This window comes from Terriglobia bacterium (assembly GCA_020072815.1).
Taxonomy (GTDB): Bacteria; Acidobacteriota; Terriglobia; order Terriglobales; family Acidobacteriaceae; genus Angelobacter.
In genome coordinates this window covers 1-23,637 of the sequence record JAIQGE010000016.1, presented here as the reverse complement: position 1 = coordinate 23,637, position 23,637 = coordinate 1, and the positions used below count along the sequence as shown (strand labels likewise).

The following is a 23,637-nucleotide window of genomic DNA, read 5'->3' as shown; positions in this document are numbered from 1 at the left end:
GGGAAACGGGCCAGTGTACCTGAATGGGAACCGCCCAGCGTTGACATTTCCTGGCGCAATTGGGTATCCTTTTATCTTCACTGCTCTGCAGTTAGCCCGCCTTGTGTCTTCTTCGGAAGTAGTAAGCGGCGTCATTCGAGCGGTCTTTCTAAGCGATTTATTCTCAGGAGTTTGAGGCATGGTTACCCGTTTTCCAAGCGGGCAGAACATTGCGCGCAAGTGGTTCGTTGTGGACGGCTCAGGGCACACGCTGGGACGCCTGGCTTCCCGTGTGGCCAGGATTCTGGCAGGGAAAGAAAATCCCCAGTACACGCCCTTTATAGACACGGGCGACCACGTAATCGTTATCAACGCGGAAAAAGTCCGCGTCACCGGCATGAAGGCCGACCAGAAAGTTTACCGGCATTACACCGGTTTTCCCGGCGGCCTGCGCGAAGAGGATTTTCGCCACCGGTTTAACCGCGCGCCGGAGCGCATTGTCCAGGAAGCAATCCTGGGCATGCTGCCCAAGAACAAGCTAGGCAAGGCCATGGGCAAAAAGCTGAAAGTTTACAAGGGCGACAAGCACGACCACCAGGCACAGAAGCCTGAGTCGCTGGTACTGGCCACCCGGTAGGGCAAAAAAGTTTCGTCCCTTGCGGGACAAGAGTTTGGATCCAGGAAGTTTGGATACCAAGGAGTCTGAATAAAAGATGGCTGATCAAGTTCAGTATTACGGCACCGGACGCCGCAAGTCGAGCGTAGCTCGCGTTTTTCTGCGTCCTGGAAGCGGCAAATTTACGGTCAACGATCGCGACCTGGACAAATACTTTCTGACGGAAGCGCAGCGGGTTGAGCTTCGCCAGCCTCTGGTCACCAGTGAGACCACGTCAACGTTTGATATCACCGCTAACGTGTCCGGCGGCGGCATCAACGGCCAGGCCGGCGCTCTCAGAATGGGTATTGCTCGCGCCCTGCTGGAGTTCAACTTGGAACTGCGCAAAAAGCTCAAAGCGGAAGGCTTCCTCCGTCGTGACGCACGCGGCAAAGAGCGCAAGAAGTACGGACAAAAAGGCGCTCGCAAACGCTTCCAATTTTCGAAGCGCTAAAGATCTTTGCCGGGACGCTTTGCTTGCGTCCCTTTTTTCGGCAACAGATTTTTCTGGCTTAGCTCGCCGTTTTTGGGTCCTGAAAACGGAATGAGCTTGTGATCCAGGACCACAATTTTCCCTCCCGCTGCAACGGGAGCGGACTAGGGAATCAATCCCGAGCGGGCTCGACTGTCGCGGAGGATGCAATTCAACAAGGAGGTCGTTTGGCTACTATCACCATGAAGGAGTTGCTCGAAGCGGGCGTCCACTTCGGGCACCAGACCAAGCGCTGGAACCCCAAGATGAAGGAATACATCTTCGGGGAGCGCAATGGTATCTACATCATTGACTTGCAGAAGACGCTCAAGATGTTCAAGGACGCAAGCAAGTTTGTACAGGACTCCGCTGCCGAAGGCCGGACTGTCCTGTTTGTCGGCACCAAACGCCAGGCGCAGGACGCCATTGCGGAAGAAGCACAGCGCTGCGGCATGTTCTACGTGAACAACCGCTGGCTGGGCGGGTTGCTGACCAATTGGGTCACCGTGCAGAAGTCGGTGAAGCGGCTCAAGGAACTCGACGAAATGGCCACCGACGGCCGTTACGAGCTGCTGCCCAAAAAAGAAGTCATCAAGCTGGAGCGCGAACGCAAACACCTGCAGGCCAACCTGGCCGGCATCAAGAGCATGAACCGGCTGCCGGACATCGTGTTTGTGATTGACTCCAACAAGGAAGCCATTGCGGTGAAGGAAGCCCGCAAGCTCGGCATCCCGGTGGTCGCCGTGGTGGACACCAATTGCGATCCCACGGAAGTGGACTGGGTCATCCCCGGCAATGACGACGCGCTGCGCGCCATCCGGCTGTTTGCCTCCAAGGTGGCTGACTCTATCGCGGAAGGCGCCCAGGCCGCCACGGACAAAGAGACGGCAGATATCGCCGGCGCCATGGCCGCTCAACAGGCATCGGAAGCTGTGCGCACTCCAACTTCGGCTGATCTGATGGAGGAAGAGGAGCTGAACATGGAGCAGGTGCTGGGTGGAAAAGGCCGCATTGAGGCCGAGCCCGCCGCGGATGTTCCGGCTGATGCCGCCGCGGACGTGACCGCTGAAGAGCCGAAATCTGTCTAGCCGCTAGCGCCGGTCATTAGTTCTTGCGCGGCTGTCTTTTGCGCAACATCGCTGAAGAGCCCACTTCTAGATTTATTTTTTCCCCGCCATCAAGCTTGCGGGGAAGTGTTTGTAGAGAGGTTTTCCAAGATTTATGAAAACGGAAGGTTCCATGACTACTACGGCTGCCCCGGGCGGGAACGACCCCAAGAAAACCAACATTACCGCGGACCAGGTGCGCAAACTGCGCGAGCGCACTGGAGCGCCCATGATGGATTGCAAGAAGGCCCTGGAAGCCACCAGCGGCAACGAAGAAGCCGCCGTGGACCACCTCCGGAAGCTGGGTGTCCACACCGCCGCCAAGAAAGCGGCGCGCGTGACCAGTGAAGGCTCGGTGGCCAGCTACATCCACGCCGGCGGCAAGATCGGCGTGCTGGTGGAGATCAACTGCGAGAGCGACTTTGTCGCCCGCACCGATGACTTCAAAGACCTGATCAAGGACGTCGCCATGCACATTGCGGCCGCTGATCCCAAGTTCGTCCGCAAGGAAGACGTGACGCCCGAGGCCTACGAGCGCGAAAAAGAAATCTATCGCGCCCAGGCCGCTGGCACCGGCAAGCCGCCGGCGGTGGTGGAGAAAATCGTGGAAGGCAAGATGGCCAAGTTCTACGAAGAAGTTTGCCTGCTTGACCAGCCTTTCGTGAAAGAACCGGGCATCAGCATTCACCAGTTGATCGCCAGCAAGATCGGCAAGCTGGGCGAGAATATTTCCGTCCGGCGCTTCGCCCGCTTCAAAGTCGGCGACGTGGGCGAGACCGTGGCCATCAGCAAGCCGCAGCAGGACGCGAAACCCGAGTAAGGCAGCTACTGGCCGATGGCTTCTAGCTACTAGGGCGGTGCGAAAAGCGCCGCCTTTTGTTTTTGCTCAACGGGCAAAAAAGATCAAACAGATGCAGGCTGCCAAATGCGTCCCTCCAACAAGATTCGCTCGTCCGTACTATGCCTCAATTGCAACAGCGGATTCACCAAATGCTTGGACATAACTAGAGCTGACACAGCAGCATCAAATGCGTCGTCGGATCTGGAAGCTTTTTCGCGAAATGCCAAGTTCAGGTCAGGGAGGCTTTCTCGCAGATACTTTTCTCGCTCACCTTGATCGTTCTTTTTGACCGGCCCGGTTAGTAAGCGCGGGTAAATTTCTATTGCACACGGCAGACAACTGGAATCAAAGGGCCAAATGGAAAATCCCTCGCGGCGAAGCTTCGAAAGGAACGGCATCCCCCGCAATGAACCGGTACCTACGGCACCAGCACCAAAGATTTGAAAGACTGATTTTGCATTGATGCCTTTGACAGACCCGACTTCCTTTTCTGTCCATCGATAATGCTCTGGAAGTTCGGGACGGTGCCGGCCAGGGCGACCCCAAAAAGGTGGTTGGCAACTTCGCAGCCAATTCTCTCCGTTACTCGCGACGAAGTCCCATAACTCATCACAACAGCTGATGTTGTGTTCTCGTATGAACCAAATGGGCATAGAGAAAGCAAAATCGAGGCCCAAGACAATGTTGGGATTCCTCCGCGCGTGCTCAACCAGTCGGTCAGCAACGCGCTCTCGAGAAAGCCCGTTTTCCAGCTCGACAAGGGTGTTCCCTACGCACCGCGCTAGCCAAATTGTTTTGTGAGCCCCAACTGCTGCTCCTGACCAATCAACAGCAATATATTCGAGCTGCATTCCCATTCCAGTAAGTGCTAATGGTTAAGTGCCATTTGCCATTTGCTAATTGCTAGCTGTCTTACTCAAACTGCTTCTTAAAGCCTTCCATCTGTTGCTTCAGATCGCTCATTTCGCGGCGAAGTTCTGCAACTTCATTTTCCAGGCGCTCAACCCGTTCGTCGTCGCCGGCCGAGCGGGCGCTGGCTCCGGCCGTCTCCGGCGGCGCTTCCCAGCCTTCCACGTCGCCTGAGAGCAAATGCGCGTAGCGGGCTTCTTTGGTCCCTGGCTGCCGCGGCAGCATCTTCACCAGCGAAGGCGTGCGCTGCATCAGCTTCTGCAGCGTCGCCTGGACGTCTGAAAGTTCTTCAAAGCGAAACATGCGCTCGGTGCGTCCGCGCAGCTCGCCTGGCGTCTGCGGACCGCGCAGCAGCAGCACGTCCATCACGGCGGTTTCCGCGCGGGTGAAGTTGAAGACTTCCTGGATGCGATGTTCGTACTTGGTGACGCGGCTGTCCGCTCCGCCCGCCGGCCCGGCCAGATGTTTTTGCTGCAAGGTGTACAGCGCGTCGCGGACGGCGTTTTCGTTCAGGCTCATCACCGGATCGCGGTTGTTCTTCTGGTTGCAGGCGTTCACCAGCGCGTTGATTGACAGCGGATAGTAATCCGGCGTGGTGCTGTCTTTTTCAATCAGAGCGCCCAGCACGCGGGCCTCAACTTCACTCAGTACGATGTCCATGCGCCGTTTAGTCTACCCAATCCGCAATGAAGATGTTGGTCTCGTGCGGCTGCTTGCCGTTGCGGTTTGACGCCCACACCAGCCGCTTGCCGTCCGACGTGAACATGGGAAACGAATCAAAGTCGGGATAGAACGTGACCCGCTCCTGGTTGGTGCCGTCCACGTTGATGATGAACAGGTCAAAGCCGCGCGCGCTTTGCGGATCGGCCACGTTCGACGCGAAGATGATGCGCTTGCCGTCCGGCGTGAAATACGGCGCAAAGTTGGCGGCGCCGTTGTTGGTGACCTGGTGCTTGTGCGTGCCATCCGCGTCCATCACCCAGATTTCCAGGTTGCCGGGCTTGATCTTGCCTTCTTTCAGCAACGCCTTGTACTCTTCGGCCTCTTTCGGCGTTTTCGGATGCTCCGCGCGATACGCGATCTTCTTCCCGTCATACGACCAGAACGGCCCGCCGTCATAACCCAGCTCATGCGTGAGCTGCTTCACGTGCTTGCCGTCGGCGTCCATTACATAGATGTCCAGATCGCCGTTGCGCATGGAGGTGAACGCAATCTTTTTTCCATCGCGCGTAATCGTCGCTTCCGCGTCGTACCCGCGTGTGTTGGTAAGCTGCTTCAGGTCGCTGCCGTCGGCGTTGGCCGTGTAAATGTCGTAACTGTCATACACCGGCCACACGTAGCCTTTGGAGTAGTCCGGCTTCGGCGGACACTCCGCTCCCGCGGCGTGTGTGGACGAAAACAAAATCCGCTTGCCTGACGGAAAGAAGTAACTGCACGTAGTGCGGCCTTTTCCCGTGCTGACCAGCTTGGGTATGGCCGGCTTGCCGTCCGGCGTGTTCACCGGGATGGTGTAGATCTGGTCGCAGGCGACGCCGTCTCCCTGGTGCTGGAAGATCAGCGATTTGTCGTCGGCGGAGAAGTAAGCCTCGGCGTTTTGTCCGCCGAACGTCAGTTGGCGAATGTTGCGCAAATGCTTCTCTTCTCCCGGAGAGACCAGAGAATCGCTCGCGCCGTCAGCAGGTTTCTGCGCAAAAGCCACAGGTAGTGCGGTCGCCAGAGTAAGCAGCAGGAAGAAATATTTTGTTTTCGACATAAGTAAAAATCAGCTACTAAGCATAACAAACGCCGCGCCAGAGCTCGATCTCACTGCAAAGGACGCTAAGGTCGCAAAGGATCTCGGGAGCAACATCTTTACCGCAAATCACGCAAAGGTCGCAAAGCTCGCAAGAAAGCTTGAAGACTGATCCTCTGCCTTTGACTGCTCGCCGTGCAGGAATCGAAAATCGCCGCATGGAAAATCTCAACCACCCTTTGCGTCCTTCGCGACCTTTGCGGTAAATCATGCGTTTATCTTCTCTGTTCCAGCGTCACCGTAACCTTCAACGGCTTCCCGTCGCGCAGCACCGTCACGTCCACAACGTCGCCGATCTTGCTGCGCCGCAGCGCGTCGGTAAAGTCGTACAGGTTCTTGATCGGCTTGTCGCCAAACTGGATCATGATGTCGCCGCCCTTCAATCCCGCCTTGGCCGCCGGAGAACCCGCGCGCACGTCGGAGAACTTCACTCCCGTTTCCACCTGGCCAAAGTCGGGGATGGAGCCAAAGTACGGCCCGTATCCGCCGCCGCTGCTGACGCCGCCGAGCGGCTTCTCTTCCACCACGGCTTGAAACGCCGGGCGGTCCGCGGCCGCGTCCAGGTCTTGCGCCACGCCGGCCACCAATTCCAGCAGTTTTATCGCCGACGCCGCATTGATCTTCTCCCACGTGTCAGAAGGCTTGTGATAATCCGCATGCAGCCCGGAGAAAAAGAACAACGACGGAATCTTCTTCACCAGAAACGATGTATGGTCGCTCGATGCCGGGCCTCCCGGCGAATATTCAATCTTCAGTGGGACTTTCTTGTCTTCCTTTTCCAGCGCACTCTTGAACGTGGAGCCCGTGCCCACGCCGCCGATGTAAACCTTGTCGTCCTTGATGCGTCCGATCATGTCCATGTTCAGCATGGCCACGGCTTTGTCCAGCGGCTTGGTGGGTTCTTTCACCCAGGCCTCTGAGCCCAGCAGCCCCAGTTCTTCGCCGGCAAAGCTCATGAACAGTATCCCGCGGCGCAGTTTGCCTTTCACGGGCGCAAAATGCCGCGCCAGCTCCAGCACGCCCGCCGTGCCGGAAGCATTGTCGTCCGCGCCGGGATGGACCTGCCCGGTAAGCGCGGGCGCCAGCGAATGCTCGCCGCCGTAGCCCAGGTGGTCGTAATGCGCGCCCAGGATAACGTATTCGTCCGTCGTGCCCGGCAGGTAGGCGATCACGTTGTTCACCGTGGCGTGCGTGTGCTCAATGCTCACGCTGGCCGTTACCCGCAGGTCATCGGGAAACGCGAACGACGCCGGCTTGGTCGCGCCGTTGATCTGCTCCTGCACTGCGGCCAGAGTCTTGCCGGCTTTCACAAACCACTTGTCCGCCGCGTCATTCTTTGCCTGCTGCAACAGGATGCCTGCGTCGGTCGGCCCCGGCTCGCTCCCAAAGCGCTGCAAAATGTCTTCTTCTTTCGGCAGCAGTTTTCCGTGAATCATCACCAGGGCTTTCGCCCCGTGGTTGCGCGCGTTGATGGCTTTGGTCACCAGTTGCGAATGGTGTGTCACGTTGCCGGCCTTGGTGGAAAAACTGGGTGGCTCGCCACTGAGCACCAGTACGATCTTGTCCTTCACGTCAATGCCCGCGTAGTCGTCATAGCTAAACTCGGTCGCCGACGCGCCGTACCCGGCAAACACCAGCGCGCCGCTCGCCTTCCCCGACGACGAAAAGCTGATCGGCACAAAATCCATGCTCAGCTTCAAGTCGCTCTTGCCTTCGGCGGTTTGCACCCGCAGATGATTGTCGCCTTTGAGCTTGGCTCCGGTGATGACCGTGAATGGCTGGCGATAGCCCTGCGTGCCCGCCGGCTCCAGTCCCAGGCTTTTGTAGCGCTGCTCGATCAAGTGCGCGGCGCGGGCGATTCCCTTGGTGGCGTCCCCGCGGCCTTCCATCTCCGGCGCGGTGAGCGCTTTCACGTCATCCAGATAGCGCTGGGCGTCCTTTTGGACCACCGGCGTCTGGGCAACCGGCGTTTGGGCGAAAAGGGAGCCGCCGAGGAGCGTGACTGCCAGCGCCAGGCGAACGAGCCTTGTATTTTTTCTGCTATGCATGTTCAACAGACTACCTCTTTGCGGCCTTCGCGTCCTTCGCGGTGAATACTTGGTTTTTCCGATCACGCGCGATGCCGGCGATCACGTGCGATCACGGCGATCTGCCCCCCATCCCCGGTCATCCCCGAAAAATAAGGACTTAACTCCAATCATCCCCGGCGATATCCCCAGCGTAACGCCATTCTCACCCCGGCGGTAATCTGTCCCATCTCCGGGGATGACTGCCAAGGACTGCATGTCCGCCAAAACATTGTAAATAAACACGTTAGCATAGCACAACCAGAGGCGAAATTCAACCGAAAAGGCCACCGCTTTCCCATTTCCGGTCGTCCGCGGTGAGACCTCCTGCTCACCAATTTCCGCTCTCCTCGTCTCACCTAGGCATAGACAGCCTAGGTCTTTATGCCCTAGGGGTTCCATAGCCTAAAATGTCGGTTCTATGTCATTTGAGACATCGCCCGGCAAGCGTACTTTACTCAGAGGGAAGAAAGAATTATGAAGCGCATCGGCCTTCTTGGTTTTGATGATGTTGCGGGACTCGATCTCGCCGGACCGCTGGAAGCCTTCGCCAGCGCGGTCAGCGACGAAGACGGCAAACTCCGCCCCTGCTATGAAACCGTCATCCTGGGTCTGACCGGCAAGCCTTTCGTCACCGAAGCCGGCATGACCATCACCCCGCATCGCACACTGGCCCGCGCGCCTGAGCTGGACACGCTCATCATCTGCGGGGGACGCGGCCTGCGCAAACCCGCCGTTAATGCCCAAGTCTCAGCCTGGATCAGCGCGCGCGCTCCCCGTATTCGCCGCATCGCGTCCGTGTGCACCGGCATTTACGCTTTGGCGCCCACCGGCCTCCTGGACGGACGCCGCGTCACCACGCATTGGCGCTTCGCTGACGACGTGGCCCGCCGTTTTCCTCTGCTGCGGGTTGAGCCCAACGCCATTTTCTTGAAAGACGGATCTTTCTACACTTCCGCCGGCATCACCGCGGGCATTGACCTGGCCCTGGCCTTGATCGAAGAGGACCACGGACGGCGTGTGGCGTTGGCCGTCGCCCGCGAACTGGTGGTTTATCTCAAGCGCGAAGGCGGACAGGAACAATATTCTGAGCCGCTGCAGTTCCAAACCGGCTCAGACGACCGCCTGGCTGAGCTTGTTCCCTGGATCGCCGGCAACCTGCGGGCGGACCTTTCCGTGGAAGCGCTCGCCGGCAAGGCTTGTCTTTGTCCCCGGCACTTCAGCCGGCGCTTTCGCGATGTCTTTGGCGCCACGCCCGCTGACTTCGTCAAGCGACTGCGCCTCGACGAAGCCCGCCGCCGTCTCGCCCAGCGCAGCACTTCCATCGAGCAAGTCGCCGACTCCGTGGGCTTTCACAGCGCGGATTCTTTCCGCCGGGCGTTTGAACGGCGCTTTGGCACCAATCCCAGCAGCTACCGGGAACGTTTCCAGATCCATGCGATTCCGGCGGCGGCTGCCGAAGGCCTTAGGGCTTGAAAATGGCGCAGAAATTTGTTCGCTCGCTGCTCACAAAATTTGTCTTGCCAAGTCTCATACAGGCATAGACAATCTAGGTCTTGGTAAACTATGGCTAAGAATGAAATGATCCCCGGAACCTTAGGCATGCTGGTGCTGCGCGTGCTCCAGCCTGGCGCGCTGCATGGCTACGCCATCGCCCAGCGCATCCACACGCTTTCCAATGACCTGCTTCAGGTGGAAGAAGGCTCTCTCTATCCCGCGCTCCAGCGCATGTTGATCAAAGGCTGGGTGCAGGCCGAGTGGGGCGTCTCTGAGACCAACCGCAAAGTGCGTTTTTACAAGCTCACGGCCGCCGGACGCAAACAACTGCAATCCGAAATGACGGACTTTGACCGTGTGCTGCAAGGTATTCAGGCCGTGCTCTCCAAGGCCTGATTGGTTTTCATTGAGGAGGTCTTATGGGTGAATTCTTCCGCCGCATTTATTTTCTGCTGAACCGCAGCAAGCTGGAGCATGACCTCCAGCAGGACATCGCCGTCCATCGCGAGATGCTGGGCGCGGAGCACCGCAAAGACTTCGGTAACCCCACGCTGCTGGCCGAGCAATCGCGCGAAGCCTGGGGTTGGGGATGGTTGGAGCGCCTCCTCCAGGACGCCCGCTATGCCTTCCGCATCCTGAAGAAGAATCCCGCTTTCACCCTGGTGGCGATTCTCGCTCTTGGTCTGGGCATTGGCGCAACACCGCGCTGTTCAGCATGGTGTACGGCGTGCTCCTCAAGCCGCTGCCGTACGCGCAAGGCCAACAATTGGTGGTATTGCGCCAGGTGTTCCCCAAAGTTGGCGCCAACAACGTCGGGTTTTCCGTCAAGGAAATCGCCGACTACCGCCAGCAATCGCGCTCCCTCGCCCAGCTGGAGGAATATCACCAGATGAGCTTCATCCTGCTGGACGGCCACGAGCCCTCGGAGGTCCGCACGGGTGTTGTCTCCGCGCATTTCTTTGATCTTTTGGGCATCCGCCCGTTCATGGGCCGTTTCTTTGCTGACTCTGACGATGTGCCCGGCGCCGAAGCGGTCCTGGTCCTGAGCAACGAATACTGGCGGCAGCACTACGGTGGCGACCCCAACATCGTCGGCCGCCGCTTCCGTATGAATGACCGCGTGCACACCGTGATTGGCGTGCTGCCTCCGGTGCCGCAATACCCGCGCGAAAATGACGTGTACATGACCACCATCGCGTGTCCGGCCCGCTCGTCCAATGACATGAAGACCGGGCGCAGCCATCACATGATGCGCGTCTTCGCCCGGCTCAAGCCCGGGGAGACCGTCCAGTCCGGCATCACCGACGTGTCCACCATCGCTGCGCGCTTTCCCCAGGCCTTTCCTGACAGCTACCCTAAAGACGCCGGCTTCTCCGCCTCCATGGACAGCCTGCACGCGCAGCTCACGCAGGACGTCCGGCCCAAGCTTCTCATTCTGCTCGGGGCTTCTGGGCTGGTTCTGCTGATCGCTTGCGCCAACGTCGCCAACCTGGCGCTGGCGCGCATGATGCGTCGCGAGCAGGAACTCGCGGTCCGCGCCGCGCTCGGCGCCAGCCGCTCGCGCCTCATCCGCCAGTTACTCACCGAAAGCACGCTACTCAGTCTCGGTGGCGGACTGCTGGGACTATTTCTTGCATCGCAATGCCTAACGCTGCTGGTCAGCTTTGTCGCCCGCTTCACCACGCGCGCTGCGGAAGTCAGAATCAGTACAACGGTGTTGCTCTTTACCCTGGGCCTCTCGCTCCTGACGGGGATCGTGTTTGGCGCCGCGCCTGCGTTCTCGCAGCGCGCCAGCCTGGTGAACTCGCTCAAGGAAGGCAGCAACTCCGCGACCGTGCGCGTTGACGGCAACCGTGTGCGCAACCTGCTGGCCATGGGACAGGTGGCCATCAGCTTCATGCTGCTCATCGGCGCCGGTCTGATGATCCGCAGCTTCATCAAGCTGCAGCAGACTGACGCCGGATTCAACGGCGACCACGTGCTCACCGCCAATATCTCGCTCAATTTCAGCAAATATGGAACTGACCAGGACTACCGTCGCTTCTTTACCCAGCTGACACAGAAACTCAATGCGTCTCCCGGCATTCTGGCCACGGCCATCAGCAGCGGCGCTCCGCTCGCGCCCGGACGCCCTTCCAATATCATCTTTGAGATTGAAGGCCGTCCGGTGGACAACAAGCAAGCCAAGCCGCAAACCAACGTTGAAATCGCCACCCCGGCGACATTCAAGCTGCTGGGCGTGCCTCTGCTCAGCGGCCGGTACTTTACCGACCAGGATACTGAGAAGTCCGCCGAGGTCGCCATCGTCAGCCGCTCTTTCGCCCGGCACTATTTCCCCGGCGAAGATCCCATCAACAAGCGCATCACCGGCGATAGCAGCGGCAAAAAGTGGACCACCATCGTGGGCGTAGTCGGTGACGTGAAGCAGTACGGTCTCGATAAAGACCCCGTGGACACCGCCTACCTGCCCCTGGCCCAGCAATCCATGGCTTCCACCATCCTGGTCAAGACCGCCGGCGATCCCATGAATTACGCCAATCAGCTTCGGCAAGCGGTTTTCTCCGTGGACCCTGATCAACCCATCCGTGACGTGAAGACCCTGGACGAACTCCGCGGTGACAGCCTGGCGGCGACGCGGCTCACCAGCGTTTTGCTGGCGCTCTTCGCCGCCCTGGCGCTGATCATCGCCGCCACCGGTCTGAGCGGCGTTACGGCTCTGCTGGTCAGCCAGCGCACGCGCGAAATCGGCATCCGCCTGGCGCTGGGCGCGCAGCGCGGCGAAGTCCTGGCCATGGTGGTCAAGCAAAGCATGCGCGTCATTCTGCTCGGCCTGGGTGCGGGCATCGTGGGCGCTCTGCTGGCGTCGCGCGTGATGAGCACACTGCTGTTCCACACGCCGCCCACCGACCCGGTCACGTTTGTTGGCGTGGCGCTGGTGCTGCTGGCGGTGGCTCTGGTGGCCAGTTACCTGCCTGCGCGCCGCGTGACGCGCGTGAACCCGCTGATCGCCTTGCGGGCCGAGTAAGGTCTTGGAGAAACATCAATGCGCGAATTCTTCCGCCGCATTTATTACCTGCTCAATCGCAATAAGCTGGAACGCGAGCTCCAGCACGACATTGCCGCCCATCGCGAGATGCTGGGTGCGGAAAACCGCAACGCCTTCGGTAATCCCACGCTCCTCGCCGAGCAATCCCGCGATGCCTGGGGTTGGAGCTGGCTGGACCGCCTCTTCCAGGACCTGCGTTTCGGCGCCCGCCTGCTGCGCAAGTCGCCCGGACTGGCGTTTACCGCGATCACCGTGCTGGCCCTGGGCATCGGCGTGAACGTTACGGCCTTCAATATCGTGGATGTGATGTTCTTCAAGCCGCTGCCGGTGCGCGATCCTCAATCCATCATGCGGTTGACCACGCGCTTTCTCCAGGGATCGTCCACCGAGGTGGCTTATCCGGCGGCGGTCTTTTACGGGGAACACAGCACGGCTCTCTCCGCCATGGTGGCCCAGAGCAGCAGCAACATGACCTTTGCCCAGACCACCAGCCAGAACATTCATGCCGGGTTGGTCACGGGAAATTACTTCACTGAATTGGGGGCCGCCGCCTCCTACGGCCGCCTCTTCGACCCAAAGAGTGATGAGGCGCCGGATGCGCCCCCGGTTGTTGTGCTCGGCTACCGTTTTTGGCAGGGCCAGTTCGGCGGCGATCCGTCGGTCATCGGCAGGACCATCCGCCTCAACCAGCATCCGGCCACGGTGATCGGCGTCACGTCGTTTGATTTCGTGGGACTCGACCCCGAGCACGGTGAAATGGACGCAGTGTGGCTTCTGCTCGATAAGATCCCGTATTTCGTTCCCGAAAGTAAGATGCTCACCAGCTTTGACGCGAATAACTCCGGTGTTCATATGTGGGGCCGGGTCAAGCCGGGCATCAGCTTTAAGGCGGCGGAAGCCTCATTGCAGCCTCTCGCCGAGGAACTGGTGCGGCAACATCCCAGCGACCTGCAGGAAGGTGAACGCCTTGTGGCCGCGCCCGGCGGTTATGCCGTACATCTGGATCCTGCCGACGCCGGCATGCTGCCGATCTTCGGCATCTTCGCGGCCCTGGTCCTGTTGGTGCTGGCTGCGGCTTGCGGCAACCTGGGCAACCTGGTGTTGAGCCGGGTCATGGCGCGCGAGCGGGAAATCTTCATCCGCCTGTCCTTGGGCGCTGGTCGCGGCCGCATACTCCGCCAGCTAATGACGGAAAGCCTCTTGCTTGCTCTGCTCGGCGCTGCCGCCGGTTTGTTCCTGAGTTGGCTGGTCTCCCGGCCGCTGGTGATTTGGCTGGGTGGCCCCGGCGTCTTACCCTTGGCGCCCGACTGGCGCACCACCCTGTTTGCTCTTGGGGTCGGCGTTCTCGCCTGCGTGTTGTTTGGTTTGCCTTCGGCCCGGCAGGCTCTGCGCTCTTCGCAGCGGCCTTCTCGCGTCCGGACCATCTTCATGACGTCCCAGTTTGCCGCCAGTTGCGTCCTGCTGATTGTAGCCGGGCTGTTGCTGCGCGCTCTTCATCGCGCCGTGACGGTTGATCCAGGATTCGACTACACCCATACGCTCACCATTAACCCGCACCTTGACGCCCACGCGTACACCCAGGAAAGAGCCGGCGCATATTTCTATGACATGCGCGCTCGTCTGGCCCAGGTCCCGGGAGTGCAAGCCGTCGCGCTGGTCAACAACCCTCCGCTGGGAAACCGGCAGACCTCGGGGACCGTCCGCGGCCCGGTCACCTTCCGCGTGTATATGTACGAAATAACTCCCGGTTACTTTGCGTCGCTTTCCATCCCGCTGCTGGCCGGCCGCAGTTTTCAGGAGAGCGATCAGGACGTGGCCATCGTCAGCCAGTCTTACGCGCAAAAGCGCTGGCCAGGCAAGGATCCCTTGCGCCAGGAGTGCGAGTACGCCGGGAAAAAGATGCCGGTGATCGGCGTGGCGCGCAATGCCCGCACCTTGGCCCTGCGCGACAGCAATGCCGCTGAAGCGTATTTCCCGTTGCGCAGCAATAGTCTTGGTTACAGCGTGCTGGTGGTGAGAACTTCGTCGCCGCCGGAGCAGATGTCGGGCGTGCTCGCGGACCTGGCACGCTCCGCTGATCCCCTGCTCAGCCCTGACGTTGTGCCCTTGACCGCGGCCTTCCGGGAAAAGCTGGGCGACACGCAGAAAATGGCCGGCATCATTTCGTTTATGGGCGCTTTGGCCCTGGTGCTGGCGGTTGTCGGATTGTACGGTGTCGTGTCTTACAACGTAATCCAGCGCACGCGCGAAATCGGCATCCGTGTGGCCCTGGGCGCAACGCCGGCCAGCCTCATCGGCGCCTTGCTGGCTGGCTGGATGCGGCCGCTGGGCTTGGCAGCAGCTTTGGGCGCCTTGCTGGCCGCGGGCTTGTCGCTGGTCCTGCGCAGCGAACTCTATGGCGTAAGCAACCTTGATCCTCTCAGCTACCTGGGGGCCCTTGTTCTGCTGGCCGTCACCGGCGGCCTCGCCGCCCTGATTCCCGCTCGCCGCGCACTCAAAGTTGATCCCATGGTGGCGTTAAGGTGTGAATGAAGAAGCACTCAGCACTCAGCCTTGAAGCTGCATTCACAATGACAATAGAACCTTGAGACACGGAGGACAGAGGAGTAAGCGGAGGAAATTGATTCAGTGGTATTGCGAGGATTGCACGCCTCAAATCCTCCGCTACCCCCGTTCCTCCGTGTTGCAAAGGTTTTGGGCTTGGGTTTTTCGACAATCGCTGCCCGGCTGAAAGCTGAGTGCTGACGGCTGACTGCTTCTTTCCGCTGCTATACTTATCCTCAGTATGCTGGCTTTTAAGCGCATTCTTCTCAAGCTCTCCGGCGAGGCCCTGGCCGGGGACAAAGGTTTTGGCGTTGAGACCCAGCGCATTCACGCCATCGCCGGAGAAATCAGAGAGGTCCGCGAACTCGGCGTGGAGATCGCGCTGGTTGTCGGCGGCGGGAATTTCTTCCGCGGCGTGGCCGAGCAGGCGCGCGACATGGACCGCGTCTCCGCCGACCACATGGGCATGCTGGCCACCGTCATCAACTCCCTGGCCCTGCAGGACGCGCTGGAAAAACAAGGCGTGCATACCCGCGTGATGTCCGCGCTGGAGATGCACCAGATCGCCGAGCCGTTTATCCGCCGCCGCGCTTTGCGCCATATGGAAAAAGGCCGCGTGGTCATCTTCGCCGGCGGCACCGGCAATCCTTATTTCTCCACCGACACCGCCGCGTCCCTCCGCGCCATGGAGATCAAGGCTGACGTGATCATGAAGGCCACCAAAGTTGACGGTATTTACGATGCCGACCCCAAGGTGGTCACCACCGCCACCATGATTGAGACCATCAGCTATATTGAAGTCCTCAAGCGCGGCCTGCGCGTCATGGACGCCACCGCCATCTCCCTCTGCCAGGAAAACAGCCTGCCGATTGTGGTCTTCAATTTGAATGTCCACGGAAATATCAAGCGCGTGGTGCTGGGCGAGAAGGTGGGATCGCTGGTTTCCGCGTAACTCAGCCTTCGTCAGTCCTGAAATCGCCCCGGGCGAATCAAACGTCTCTTATCCACGACGTGCCATTCCGAAGCCGAGCCGCGAAGTTTCGTGTTCTAACGTAATCTCTATGCGAGGCTGAGGAACCTGCTCCGCTGCTGCTGATTCGAAGCGACGATCTTTTCTAATCAAATCAGGAACGATATTGCGGAACCCAGAACCAGCGGAGCAGGTCCCTCACGCTCCTCCGGCTCACCAAGGTTCGCCGACGGGGTTCGGGATGGCATGTCGTGAGAAGCGCACCATCCTATATCACCCGCCGCATCACCTGAATCAGCGCCCACAGCAGCAACAGGCCGAAGCCGCCGGCAAACAGACGCATCATCCACACGCGGCCTTCCGCCTTGGCGAACAGGGACACGGCGAACGCCACGAACCACACTAAGAGGGCTATTTTGAGGAGCATCTAGCGCGAATTATACATCGGCCGCGAGACCGGCTCGCGCGTCGAGCGGCCTGTGTGAGGAGCAGAAGGATGTAATAAGGAGCCATGCGCGCCGGCGGTTTGGAGCGAAGCGACAGCTACTGAAGCACCCAGCTCTTGCCGCCGTCGTGGCTGGTCCATGTCTGGTTGGAAGAAGTCTTCACCACAACGTTGGCGCCGGAAACCTCAATGCCAACCACCGTGCCGGTAGCTGAGTCGCCGAGAGCAATCTTTTCCCACGTGGCGCCGCCATCGCTGGAATGGATGAGAGTCGCGCGGCTGCCGCCAGCCCAGACCTCAGCGTCGCCCTGCCAGACCATGGAAAACTCCATGCCGCTCACGCTGGTCATCTCTGCGTGGCCTTTTGCCTCGTCATAAAGCTTGCCGTGGTCAACGCTCCATCGCAAGCCGCCATTCCACTGGTCGTTGTTTCGTCCGCGCATTCCGCTCGCACTAAATGCCGATGACTCTTTGAGCGTCATGCTTTCCGGCTTCGCCGGCGTTCGGGCCGCTGCAACTTCTGCTGCCTGATCGGTGGGAGGAGCGCCTGAGGCCATGGCAAAACTCTTGATTGCCTCGGCCGGAATCGCCGGGCCTAGTCTCTTCGCCCGCATGTGTTTGCCCACGTCCGCAATCTTGCCCAGCAGTCCCGCAGACTCGTGCGCTGCCGGCGGCTGATACAGGGTCATTCCGCGCTGGCTTTGTTTCACCGCGTTGTTGGGGATGTCCGCGAAAATGGTGGGTTGCCCGGCGGCCAATGCTCTGGCCTGAGTGATGGTGCTCGCCGCCGGCGAAGGCGCCGGCGCAGACGGCAGTTCGCCGCCGGACGCTCCCTGATACGAAGCATCGGAGGCGAACATCTGCAGATTCACGTAATCTCGCCGGGCTGGCGCCGCGGAAGCCAGCTGCGCTCCGCCAGAGCCTGCATCTTTCTTCTTGGGCTCAGGCCGGTTTGCTGACGAAGCCGGACCCGTCGCTGACGCCGCTGCCTTTCCCGCGGTATCTTTCAGCGGGGCGTTCCGGGCTTCCACTTGCAAGCTCCGCGCACCGGCAACCTTCTGGTTGTTGGCCGTGTTTCCAGCGAAGCCTGGCATGCCTTTCGGCGGCGGAACGGCGGCTGATGAACTCGTGCGGGCGTCTCTTTCCGCGGGACTAGGCTGCGATGAGTCAGATCTTGTAGAACCCGGCTGCGCGGGCGATGAGTCAGCGGAACCGGAATTGATCGCCGCGGGAGGGACCGCCTTGGCTTCTTGCACCGTTGCCGGTTGCGACGGCTGCAAACGCATGACGATTCCCACGCCTACGGCCATGGCTGCCACGGCGGCCACCAGCGCAAATTGCGGGGTAAGGAACCAGCGGCGGCGCGGCATCGCGACCAATACTGGCGCCTTTTCTTCCGCTACGGGCTCCAGCGCCAGCCAAACAACGTCACGGCATTGGCGGCAGGCCGCCAGGTGTTCCAACACCTGGCTGCGCTCACTGGAGGTCAAAATCTGTTCGGCATAAGCCGTGAGCAGGTCGGCATCCGGATGGACGCCGGCCCCTTGACTGGCCTTGGCCAGCCCGTTTTTCAATAAATTGGACAACTCAGGCATTGCTAGTCTGAACCTTTACCTTCTTGGAACGCTTGCGCCCGGTTTTCTTGCAGCTTTTTGCCCACATCCACCTGTAAATAACGCACATCGGCTTCCAGCGCCTCTTCCGCCTGGCTGCGGTTCATGCCTCTGGACACCAGCCCCGCAAGCACCTGTTTTCGCAGGCCTTTCAGCAGCTTTTCCAGGCGCCGGCTGATGGTTGATTCGTGTACCCCAATCAGCCGGCCGATCTCGGTCAGGGTCCGGCTGTCCAGGTAATAGGCCCCCAGGACGAGCCGGTCCTCCGGGGAAAGCTGGCCCAGGGCGTCATCTACGGCGCCTCCCAGGCGGGCATCCGCCGGAACCACGGGATCGGGAGCGGCTGCGGAAAACTGTACCCCGTCTTCCTCCCGTTCTTCAAGACTCACCAGCCGCTTTTGCTTGCGATAGCGGTTCACGAACTCCTGCGCCACCACGGTGCGCAGCCAGCCTTCCAGCGACCCCCGGCCCATGTAAAAGCTCAGGCGGGATACGCGGCGGCCGGCCTTTTCCGCCGTGCCGAAGAGGTCGCCGTAAATGGAGTCCGCCAATTCGCGCGCGCTGGAATCTTCTTTGGTGATGCCCCGGGCAATGTCGTACAGCCGTTCCCGATAGCGTGTGAGAAACACTTCCCAGGCCGGCTCGCGGCCCGCGGCGCAGGCCCGCGCCAGCGCCAGCTCTTCCAGCTTGAGTTCCTGCCAGAACTGCACCCGCTGCTGCTGCGGCGCGGATGGAATGTACTTCAGCGCCACTTGTTCCAGCACCACGCAAAATTCTTCCTGGGTCAGACCGTAACGTTGCCCCCCGCTTTTCTCATAGAGATAACGGGTGGATTGTTCTGCAGTCTCTGCCGGCCTGGGCCCAGTGCTCATGGTGACGATAGGTTCAATTTTACTCGCAAGATGGCTGCCTTTTTCCATTCTTAATTTGACACCACAAGGGGATACGCAAGCTGGAGGGTGTTTCTATGAAAAAGCTAGTCTTTACGGGAACTTTCCTGGCCCTTACAGCCATGCTGTTTTGGGCCTCAGCCACCGCCGGAACGCCGGGCAATCCGACCATCAGCGATTCGAAACTAGTCAGTGACCTTAAACTACTGGAACCTATCACCCACGGCGACCTCACCATCTATCCGGTCGTCACCAGCAAGGGCCGGGACACCAGTGATTTCATCACCCTGGACGAAGGCATCCGTTCCGGCGACGTGGTCGTCACGGAGACCGGGAACCTCCATCCCCGCATGATTCGGCGGTCCCACGAGCAGCGGCCGTCCGGCGGCGCTGAAGTCAACCGGCTGGTGCTGGTCAACAACTCCAAGCGTCCGCTGATCCTGCTGGCCGGTGAAATTGTGACCGGAGGCAAACAGGATCGAGTGGTGGGAAAAGACCGCATCGTCCCCGCGGAAAGCGATCCCGTGGACTTGGCGGTCTTCTGCGTGGAGCCCCACCGCTGGACGGAAACTTCTTCAAAGTTCAGCGCGTCCGGGTTCCTCATGGCCCAACCCAGCGTGCGCGCCAAAGCCATGGCCGATAAAGACCAGGGGAAGGTCTGGGAGGAAGTGAACAGCGCCCGGCTCAGGACCTACGCGAGCATAGCCCCAGCTAAGCCTGCTACGCCCGCCGGCGGAGGTGTGGGCGCCAGCAGCGGGTCGGCGCCACGAACCATGACGTCAACGGTTGAAGTCCAGGCGGCGCAGGCCGAGATTGCCGGCACGTCGTCGTACGCCGTGACCCGCGAGAACAAAGTTGTGCAGAAGCAGCTGGCAGACATCACCGAGCCCATGCAGAAGTCTTATGAAAGTGTGATCAAACAACTGCGAAACCAAAACGCGGTTGGCGTCGTAGTAGCTGTTAGAGGGCGCATCGTGTGGGCTGACATTTTTGCCAGCCACGCGCTGCTGAACAAGTACTGGCCCAAGCTGCTGCAGTCGTACGCGGCCGAGTCCATGACCGCCACCGGCCAGCACGGCGAGGCCACCATGAAAGACGCGCAGCATTTTCTCGAAGACTGGGCGGCACGGCATGAGACCGTGGACAGCGAACCTGGGCTCTATCGCCAGCGCGAGCTGGTGGGCGACCACTTCCGCGCCTTCGAATTGACTTGCTTGCTGAGTAAAGACGTCTTTGATCTCCATCTCAGCAAAATGGCCAACTGAGTTGTGTTAACCGGGGGCAAAGATTTGTCAGCAAAATGCATGGCTGAGTAAAAGCTTTGTAAGCCGCGGGCGGCGCGTTGCCGGGAAGTTGTTCAGGACGCTGGAATTACTTTCGTCCCGTTACCTCTGTTCAAGTATTTTTGATTTTCTTTGCAACAAACCGGGCGTATCACGTGTCTAATGTAGCAAGAGCAGGTTAAGGATTCGGAGGTGACGGATATGACGATGGGAGAAAAATTCTCGGTAGCTGAGGTGGCGGCGCTCCGCAATGAACTTCTGCAAGGTGGCTTGGATTCATTCCAGACAGCGGAGCTGCTCAAAATGTTTCTTTCCGGACGCGGATACGGAATTTCGCCGGAGTCGGCCTTGGACGCCGCCGGCAGGATTGACAGCGCGGGTTGGGACGTAGAGGCCTTGCATCAGGAATTGGAAACCTTGGCGCTGGTGATGTAACGAATTAGTGATGTAACCGCATCATTTTGCAGTAACGGAAACGAGCCGGGCCAACCAGCCCGGCATTTCTGTGTTTGGTGGCTCTTTGCTTTTTATCCCGAACGCAGTTTCTTCTGAAATCCCGAGCGGAGCGAGGGATCCCTATCGCCTCAAAGACTTCGAGGGCAACACCTTTGAAACACGGAGGAACTGAGGAACCGGAGGGATGGAGCAGAGCTTTTTCTGAAATCCCGAACGCTGCTTTCTGTAATCCCGACCGGAGCGAGGGGATCCCTATCAACTCCTGAGACTTCGAGGGCAACATACCTGAGGCGCGGAGGAACGGAGGAACCGGAGGATGAGTGGGATTTGCTAATCCCAAGCGCTTGTTTCCTCCGGCTCATTCTTCCGCGTTGCAACGCCAAGTCTGGCGGACGACGCTGGCCCGTAAGAAGTCAAAACCATTTTTCCCGCGCCTGACCTAACGCCCCGCCTCATTCGGGTTTGTTCGCGTGCATTCGCGCTAAATTTCTTCCTCCGGTTGCTCCGTTCCTCCGTGTTTCAAAGGTTTTCGACGCAAACCGAAATCGACAGGGCTCACTGAGTGCTGACTGCTGATTGCTGAATGCTTCCCCTGCTACACTCTTATCTCTTATGTCCGACCATCCCTCCGTCGCGGCCATGGCCGAATCGTATGCGCAGAAGGCCGTGGAGCAGGCCCGCGACCTCCACGCCCAACTCGACTTCACCGAGAACTCGCTGCTGGACCTGGAGACCATTCTTGATCGCGTAGCGCAGAACTTGCCTTTGCCTGGGTCTCCTGCGCCCGCCGGTGCTACTTCGTCGACTGGTGCTCCCTCATCCGGGTCTGCCACATCCGCTGGCTCCGCCTCCGCTTCTGCCTCCAGTGACGTCCTCACCGAAATTTGCAAAACCTGGGGCTGCTACCTGGGAGAAGTGGTCCGCCGGCGCTTCGGCGGCGAGTGGAGCATCGAGACCTATCCTGGCAAGCAATTCGCCACGCTGACTCTGACCGTGCAGGGCAGCAAGATCTTTCCTTCCATGAAAATCCACCGCCGCCTTACACAAACCTCCGCCGACGCCGACAACGTCTGGGCGTTTTTCAAAATGGTGAAGCAGCGTCTGGAAGCCGCGCCGAGGGTGCATTGATTTTTTGAGAAATAAAAGCGAAAGAAGGCCGGAGATCTTATGCTAGAGTGGTAACACTTTTTGGAGGTACACATGTCCAACGAACTCAAAGAACTTTTGGCTGCGGCGAAGAACGCGGACCTGACCTCCGAAGAGAAGGAAGCGCAACGTCGCAGCTTTGCTTATGGCAACACGAAAATTGAGAACGACCGAATTACGCGAGATCTAGTGGACCAGGAAGCTGATCGTCTGAGCAATGACAAATAGCAATGACGGATGAAGAGCGGCACAGTCGAGCGCTGGATGCCGAACTAATTACCGATCCGGACCTCAAGGCCAAGAGAGAAGTCAGCAACGGCCTCAAGCAATTTGATGCCGTTGCGGAGCAGATTGAATACTGGAACGATCCTCAAAGGCCTTTCAAATTCAGACTGTCGGCAATTTTGGGACTGCAGCGCGTAGCTTTGGAAGGAATAACTGCTCTGGCAGGAACATTCCGGCCCGCCGGCATAGAAATCTCAGGCAGCAAACATCAGCCTGTTGGCGCGCATCTCGTTCCGGGTCTCGTAGAGGAGATGTGCGACTACGTCAACGAAAACTGGCGCAAGAAATCTCCTGTACACCTTTGTGCGTACGTCCTGTGGCGTCTGAACTGGATTCATCCTTTTGTTGATGGAAACGGCCGTACGGCACGTGCAGCTTCGTATCTAGTTCTTTGCGTAGCGTTGGGTTACCGGCTCCCTGGTACCAAGACAATTCCGGAGCTGATTGCCGAAGACAAAGGGCCTTATTACAGCGCCCTCGAAACAGCAGATGAAGGCTTCAAGAAGACCGGCCTGCCCGACTTGAGCGCAATGGAAAAACTTGTCGAAAGCCTGCTGGCCAAGCAATTGGTGGAGGTTTATCACAAAGCGACGGGCGGGAGCATGTGACATTCCACCGATTCAGCACGCTGCGACACAAGGCAGAACCCACTTTCTCACTGGTGCATGTCCTTTTCGCAGAATTAAGAGGTCGCCCCTTGCGTAATCCGACCCAGGTCTGCTATAAAAGAAGACGAAGATAAGTGAGTGGCACCGGATGCAGGAACCAGCCGACGCAGCCGGGGACCCGACAAAGAATAAGAATCAAGACTCTTTTGCCGGTCATCGAATAAGTAAGCCACAATTTGCCCCAAGGCAGGTCCTGCGGGCAGCATTCGGGAACAGTGGTTCCTGAAGGGTTCTAAAAAAACCTCAAGCGATCTTTGGACATTTGATACGCCCCCGTGCCTGCGCGCGTGTTTTTCCGCGAGCAAGGCTGACGGGGTGCAAGTGCTGCGAAAGAAGCTAGCTAGCCGCTAGCGCCTGGCAGCTAGCGAGAAATCGCCGCGCCCGGGGGAAGCTCCCTTGATGCGTGAAATCAGGAAGAGCTGGATCGATTTAACAAAAAGATTCGCCCCTGAGTTTCACGTTGACAGAACGCGATCATTCGCGGTAAGTTTGAAAGGTTCGTCTCTAGTGTCTTAGGACACGGGGGACGTCAAGTTTCGAGGACAAGCCGGCCTTCGGGGTCGGAGGGTCTGAAATCGAAAGCGAGCCGCTCAGGCGGAATTCGTAATCGGTCTTTGACAACAAGGTTGAACGTGCCAGTCGTGAGATAAAACGAGGATTCAAGTCCGAGTGATCTCACAAAATAGGTAAGTATGCCATCCGGTGAATTCCGGGCGTTGGTTTGCGAAAGCAAAGCTGCGTCTTATTAGCCGGGATGGCGGTTCCCTGTGATTGCTGGCTCATCTGTCGCGCGGGCAACCGCAGGCGGAGGAGCAGGCGACCCGTCGGGGAACTTTCAGGTTTCAAACGAGAGTTTGATCCTGGCTCAGAATCAACGCTGGCGGCGTGCCTAACACATGCAAGTCGAACGAGAAAGTGGAGCAATCCATGAGTAAAGTGGCGACCGGGTGAGTAACACGTGACTAACCTACCCT

General features: G+C 59.2%; 21 protein-coding genes and 1 rRNA gene. 15 read left to right on the top strand and 7 right to left on the bottom strand.

Annotated elements, in window-relative coordinates; genetic code table 11:
- Positions 1 to 178: 178 nt before the first annotated feature.
- From rplM to tsf, 4 genes are all read left to right on the top strand, one after another.
- On the top strand, positions 179 to 616 hold the full coding sequence (gene rplM / locus LAO20_18325) for a 50S ribosomal protein L13 (GenBank protein ID MBZ5533389.1): 438 nt from the start codon (positions 179 to 181) through the stop codon (positions 614 to 616).
- A gap of 76 nt (positions 617 to 692) precedes the next feature.
- Positions 693 to 1,088: a 30S ribosomal protein S9 gene (rpsI, locus tag LAO20_18320; GenBank protein MBZ5533388.1), complete on the top strand. Its 396-nt coding sequence runs from the start codon at positions 693 to 695 to the stop codon at positions 1,086 to 1,088.
- A 206-nt stretch (positions 1,089 to 1,294) separates the two neighbouring features.
- The gene (rpsB, locus tag LAO20_18315) at positions 1,295 to 2,194 is read left to right on the top strand and encodes a 30S ribosomal protein S2 (protein ID MBZ5533387.1); all 900 of its coding nucleotides are present in this window, start codon (positions 1,295 to 1,297) and stop codon (positions 2,192 to 2,194) included.
- Between the two features lie 151 nt (positions 2,195 to 2,345).
- Entirely contained in the window at positions 2,346 to 3,032 is a 687-nt protein-coding gene (gene tsf, locus LAO20_18310; protein MBZ5533386.1) for a translation elongation factor Ts, read from the top strand.
- Between the two features lie 83 nt (positions 3,033 to 3,115).
- Here tsf and LAO20_18305 read toward each other — a convergent pair whose 3' ends face one another.
- The 4 genes from LAO20_18305 to LAO20_18290 form a co-directional block, all read right to left on the bottom strand.
- Positions 3,116 to 3,904 (bottom strand): hypothetical protein, encoded by a 789-nt coding sequence (locus LAO20_18305; GenBank protein MBZ5533385.1) that lies wholly within the window; start codon positions 3,902 to 3,904, stop codon positions 3,116 to 3,118.
- Between the two features lie 61 nt (positions 3,905 to 3,965).
- Positions 3,966 to 4,622 (bottom strand): YceH family protein, encoded by a 657-nt coding sequence (locus LAO20_18300; protein MBZ5533384.1) that lies wholly within the window; start codon positions 4,620 to 4,622, stop codon positions 3,966 to 3,968.
- A gap of 7 nt (positions 4,623 to 4,629) precedes the next feature.
- Entirely contained in the window at positions 4,630 to 5,715 is a 1,086-nt protein-coding gene (locus LAO20_18295) for a hypothetical protein (GenBank protein ID MBZ5533383.1), read from the bottom strand.
- 254 nt (positions 5,716 to 5,969) lie between these two features.
- Positions 5,970 to 7,802, bottom strand: a complete 1,833-nt coding sequence (locus LAO20_18290) for a M28 family peptidase (protein MBZ5533382.1) — start codon at positions 7,800 to 7,802, stop codon at positions 5,970 to 5,972.
- A 495-nt stretch (positions 7,803 to 8,297) separates the two neighbouring features.
- On the opposite strand from LAO20_18290, the gene LAO20_18285 reads away from it, so the two are divergent.
- The 5 genes from LAO20_18285 (at position 8,298) to pyrH (ending at position 15,859) form a co-directional block, all read left to right on the top strand.
- Entirely contained in the window at positions 8,298 to 9,296 is a 999-nt protein-coding gene (locus tag LAO20_18285; protein MBZ5533381.1) for a GlxA family transcriptional regulator, read from the top strand.
- Positions 9,297 to 9,386: 90 nt separating this feature from the next.
- Positions 9,387 to 9,713 (top strand): PadR family transcriptional regulator, encoded by a 327-nt coding sequence (locus LAO20_18280; GenBank protein MBZ5533380.1) that lies wholly within the window; start codon positions 9,387 to 9,389, stop codon positions 9,711 to 9,713.
- Positions 9,714 to 10,044: 331 nt separating this feature from the next.
- Positions 10,045 to 12,342, top strand: coding sequence for an ABC transporter permease (locus LAO20_18275; GenBank protein MBZ5533379.1), 2,298 nt, complete (start codon positions 10,045 to 10,047; stop codon positions 12,340 to 12,342).
- A gap of 18 nt (positions 12,343 to 12,360) precedes the next feature.
- Positions 12,361 to 14,895: an ABC transporter permease gene (locus tag LAO20_18270; GenBank protein ID MBZ5533378.1), complete on the top strand. Its 2,535-nt coding sequence runs from the start codon at positions 12,361 to 12,363 to the stop codon at positions 14,893 to 14,895.
- A 253-nt stretch (positions 14,896 to 15,148) separates the two neighbouring features.
- Entirely contained in the window at positions 15,149 to 15,859 is a 711-nt protein-coding gene (pyrH, locus tag LAO20_18265; GenBank protein MBZ5533377.1) for a UMP kinase, read from the top strand.
- A gap of 286 nt (positions 15,860 to 16,145) precedes the next feature.
- On the opposite strand, the gene LAO20_18260 is transcribed toward pyrH, so the two are convergent.
- The 3 genes from LAO20_18260 to LAO20_18250 form a co-directional block, all read right to left on the bottom strand.
- Entirely contained in the window at positions 16,146 to 16,304 is a 159-nt protein-coding gene (locus LAO20_18260; GenBank protein MBZ5533376.1) for a hypothetical protein, read from the bottom strand.
- Positions 16,305 to 16,420: 116 nt separating this feature from the next.
- Positions 16,421 to 17,917, bottom strand: a complete 1,497-nt coding sequence (locus tag LAO20_18255) for a zf-HC2 domain-containing protein (protein ID MBZ5533375.1) — start codon at positions 17,915 to 17,917, stop codon at positions 16,421 to 16,423.
- A gap of 2 nt (positions 17,918 to 17,919) precedes the next feature.
- Positions 17,920 to 18,855: a sigma-70 family RNA polymerase sigma factor gene (locus LAO20_18250; protein ID MBZ5533374.1), complete on the bottom strand. Its 936-nt coding sequence runs from the start codon at positions 18,853 to 18,855 to the stop codon at positions 17,920 to 17,922.
- Positions 18,856 to 18,902: 47 nt separating this feature from the next.
- On the opposite strand from LAO20_18250, the gene LAO20_18245 reads away from it, so the two are divergent.
- From LAO20_18245 to LAO20_18220, 6 genes are all read left to right on the top strand, one after another.
- On the top strand, positions 18,903 to 20,090 hold the full coding sequence (locus LAO20_18245; GenBank protein ID MBZ5533373.1) for a hypothetical protein: 1,188 nt from the start codon (positions 18,903 to 18,905) through the stop codon (positions 20,088 to 20,090).
- Between the two features lie 219 nt (positions 20,091 to 20,309).
- Positions 20,310 to 20,543 (top strand): hypothetical protein, encoded by a 234-nt coding sequence (locus tag LAO20_18240; GenBank protein MBZ5533372.1) that lies wholly within the window; start codon positions 20,310 to 20,312, stop codon positions 20,541 to 20,543.
- Positions 20,544 to 21,176: 633 nt separating this feature from the next.
- The gene (locus LAO20_18235) at positions 21,177 to 21,692 is read left to right on the top strand and encodes a hypothetical protein (protein MBZ5533371.1); all 516 of its coding nucleotides are present in this window, start codon (positions 21,177 to 21,179) and stop codon (positions 21,690 to 21,692) included.
- A 72-nt stretch (positions 21,693 to 21,764) separates the two neighbouring features.
- Entirely contained in the window at positions 21,765 to 21,938 is a 174-nt protein-coding gene (locus tag LAO20_18230; protein MBZ5533370.1) for a hypothetical protein, read from the top strand.
- A gap of 2 nt (positions 21,939 to 21,940) precedes the next feature.
- Complete coding sequence (locus tag LAO20_18225) at positions 21,941 to 22,603, top strand: Fic family protein (protein ID MBZ5533369.1); 663 nt, start codon at positions 21,941 to 21,943, stop codon at positions 22,601 to 22,603.
- A 902-nt stretch (positions 22,604 to 23,505) separates the two neighbouring features.
- A 16S ribosomal RNA gene (locus LAO20_18220) occupies positions 23,506 to 23,637 on the top strand; the annotation flags it as partial.

Coding starts and splice junctions, on each gene's coding strand:
- LAO20_18280 (MBZ5533380.1), top strand. CDS start 9,387: ATGGCTAAGAATGAAATGATCCCCGGAACCTTAGGCATGCTGGTGCTG.
- LAO20_18260 (MBZ5533376.1), bottom strand. CDS start 16,304: ATGCTCCTCAAAATAGCCCTCTTAGTGTGGTTCGTGGCGTTCGCCGTG.
- rplM (MBZ5533389.1), top strand. CDS start 179: ATGGTTACCCGTTTTCCAAGCGGGCAGAACATTGCGCGCAAGTGGTTC.
- LAO20_18230 (MBZ5533370.1), top strand. CDS start 21,765: ATGTCCAACGAACTCAAAGAACTTTTGGCTGCGGCGAAGAACGCGGAC.
- LAO20_18255 (MBZ5533375.1), bottom strand. CDS start 17,917: ATGCCTGAGTTGTCCAATTTATTGAAAAACGGGCTGGCCAAGGCCAGT.
- LAO20_18300 (MBZ5533384.1), bottom strand. CDS start 4,622: ATGGACATCGTACTGAGTGAAGTTGAGGCCCGCGTGCTGGGCGCTCTG.
- LAO20_18235 (MBZ5533371.1), top strand. CDS start 21,177: ATGTCCGACCATCCCTCCGTCGCGGCCATGGCCGAATCGTATGCGCAG.
- pyrH (MBZ5533377.1), top strand. CDS start 15,149: ATGCTGGCTTTTAAGCGCATTCTTCTCAAGCTCTCCGGCGAGGCCCTG.
- LAO20_18225 (MBZ5533369.1), top strand. CDS start 21,941: ATGACGGATGAAGAGCGGCACAGTCGAGCGCTGGATGCCGAACTAATT.
- LAO20_18305 (MBZ5533385.1), bottom strand. CDS start 3,904: ATGCAGCTCGAATATATTGCTGTTGATTGGTCAGGAGCAGCAGTTGGG.
- LAO20_18270 (MBZ5533378.1), top strand. CDS start 12,361: ATGCGCGAATTCTTCCGCCGCATTTATTACCTGCTCAATCGCAATAAG.
- LAO20_18285 (MBZ5533381.1), top strand. CDS start 8,298: ATGAAGCGCATCGGCCTTCTTGGTTTTGATGATGTTGCGGGACTCGAT.
- LAO20_18250 (MBZ5533374.1), bottom strand. CDS start 18,855: ATGGAAAAAGGCAGCCATCTTGCGAGTAAAATTGAACCTATCGTCACC.
- LAO20_18245 (MBZ5533373.1), top strand. CDS start 18,903: ATGAAAAAGCTAGTCTTTACGGGAACTTTCCTGGCCCTTACAGCCATG.
- tsf (MBZ5533386.1), top strand. CDS start 2,346: ATGACTACTACGGCTGCCCCGGGCGGGAACGACCCCAAGAAAACCAAC.
- LAO20_18290 (MBZ5533382.1), bottom strand. CDS start 7,802: ATGCATAGCAGAAAAAATACAAGGCTCGTTCGCCTGGCGCTGGCAGTC.
- LAO20_18295 (MBZ5533383.1), bottom strand. CDS start 5,715: ATGTCGAAAACAAAATATTTCTTCCTGCTGCTTACTCTGGCGACCGCA.
- rpsI (MBZ5533388.1), top strand. CDS start 693: ATGGCTGATCAAGTTCAGTATTACGGCACCGGACGCCGCAAGTCGAGC.
- LAO20_18240 (MBZ5533372.1), top strand. CDS start 20,310: ATGACGATGGGAGAAAAATTCTCGGTAGCTGAGGTGGCGGCGCTCCGC.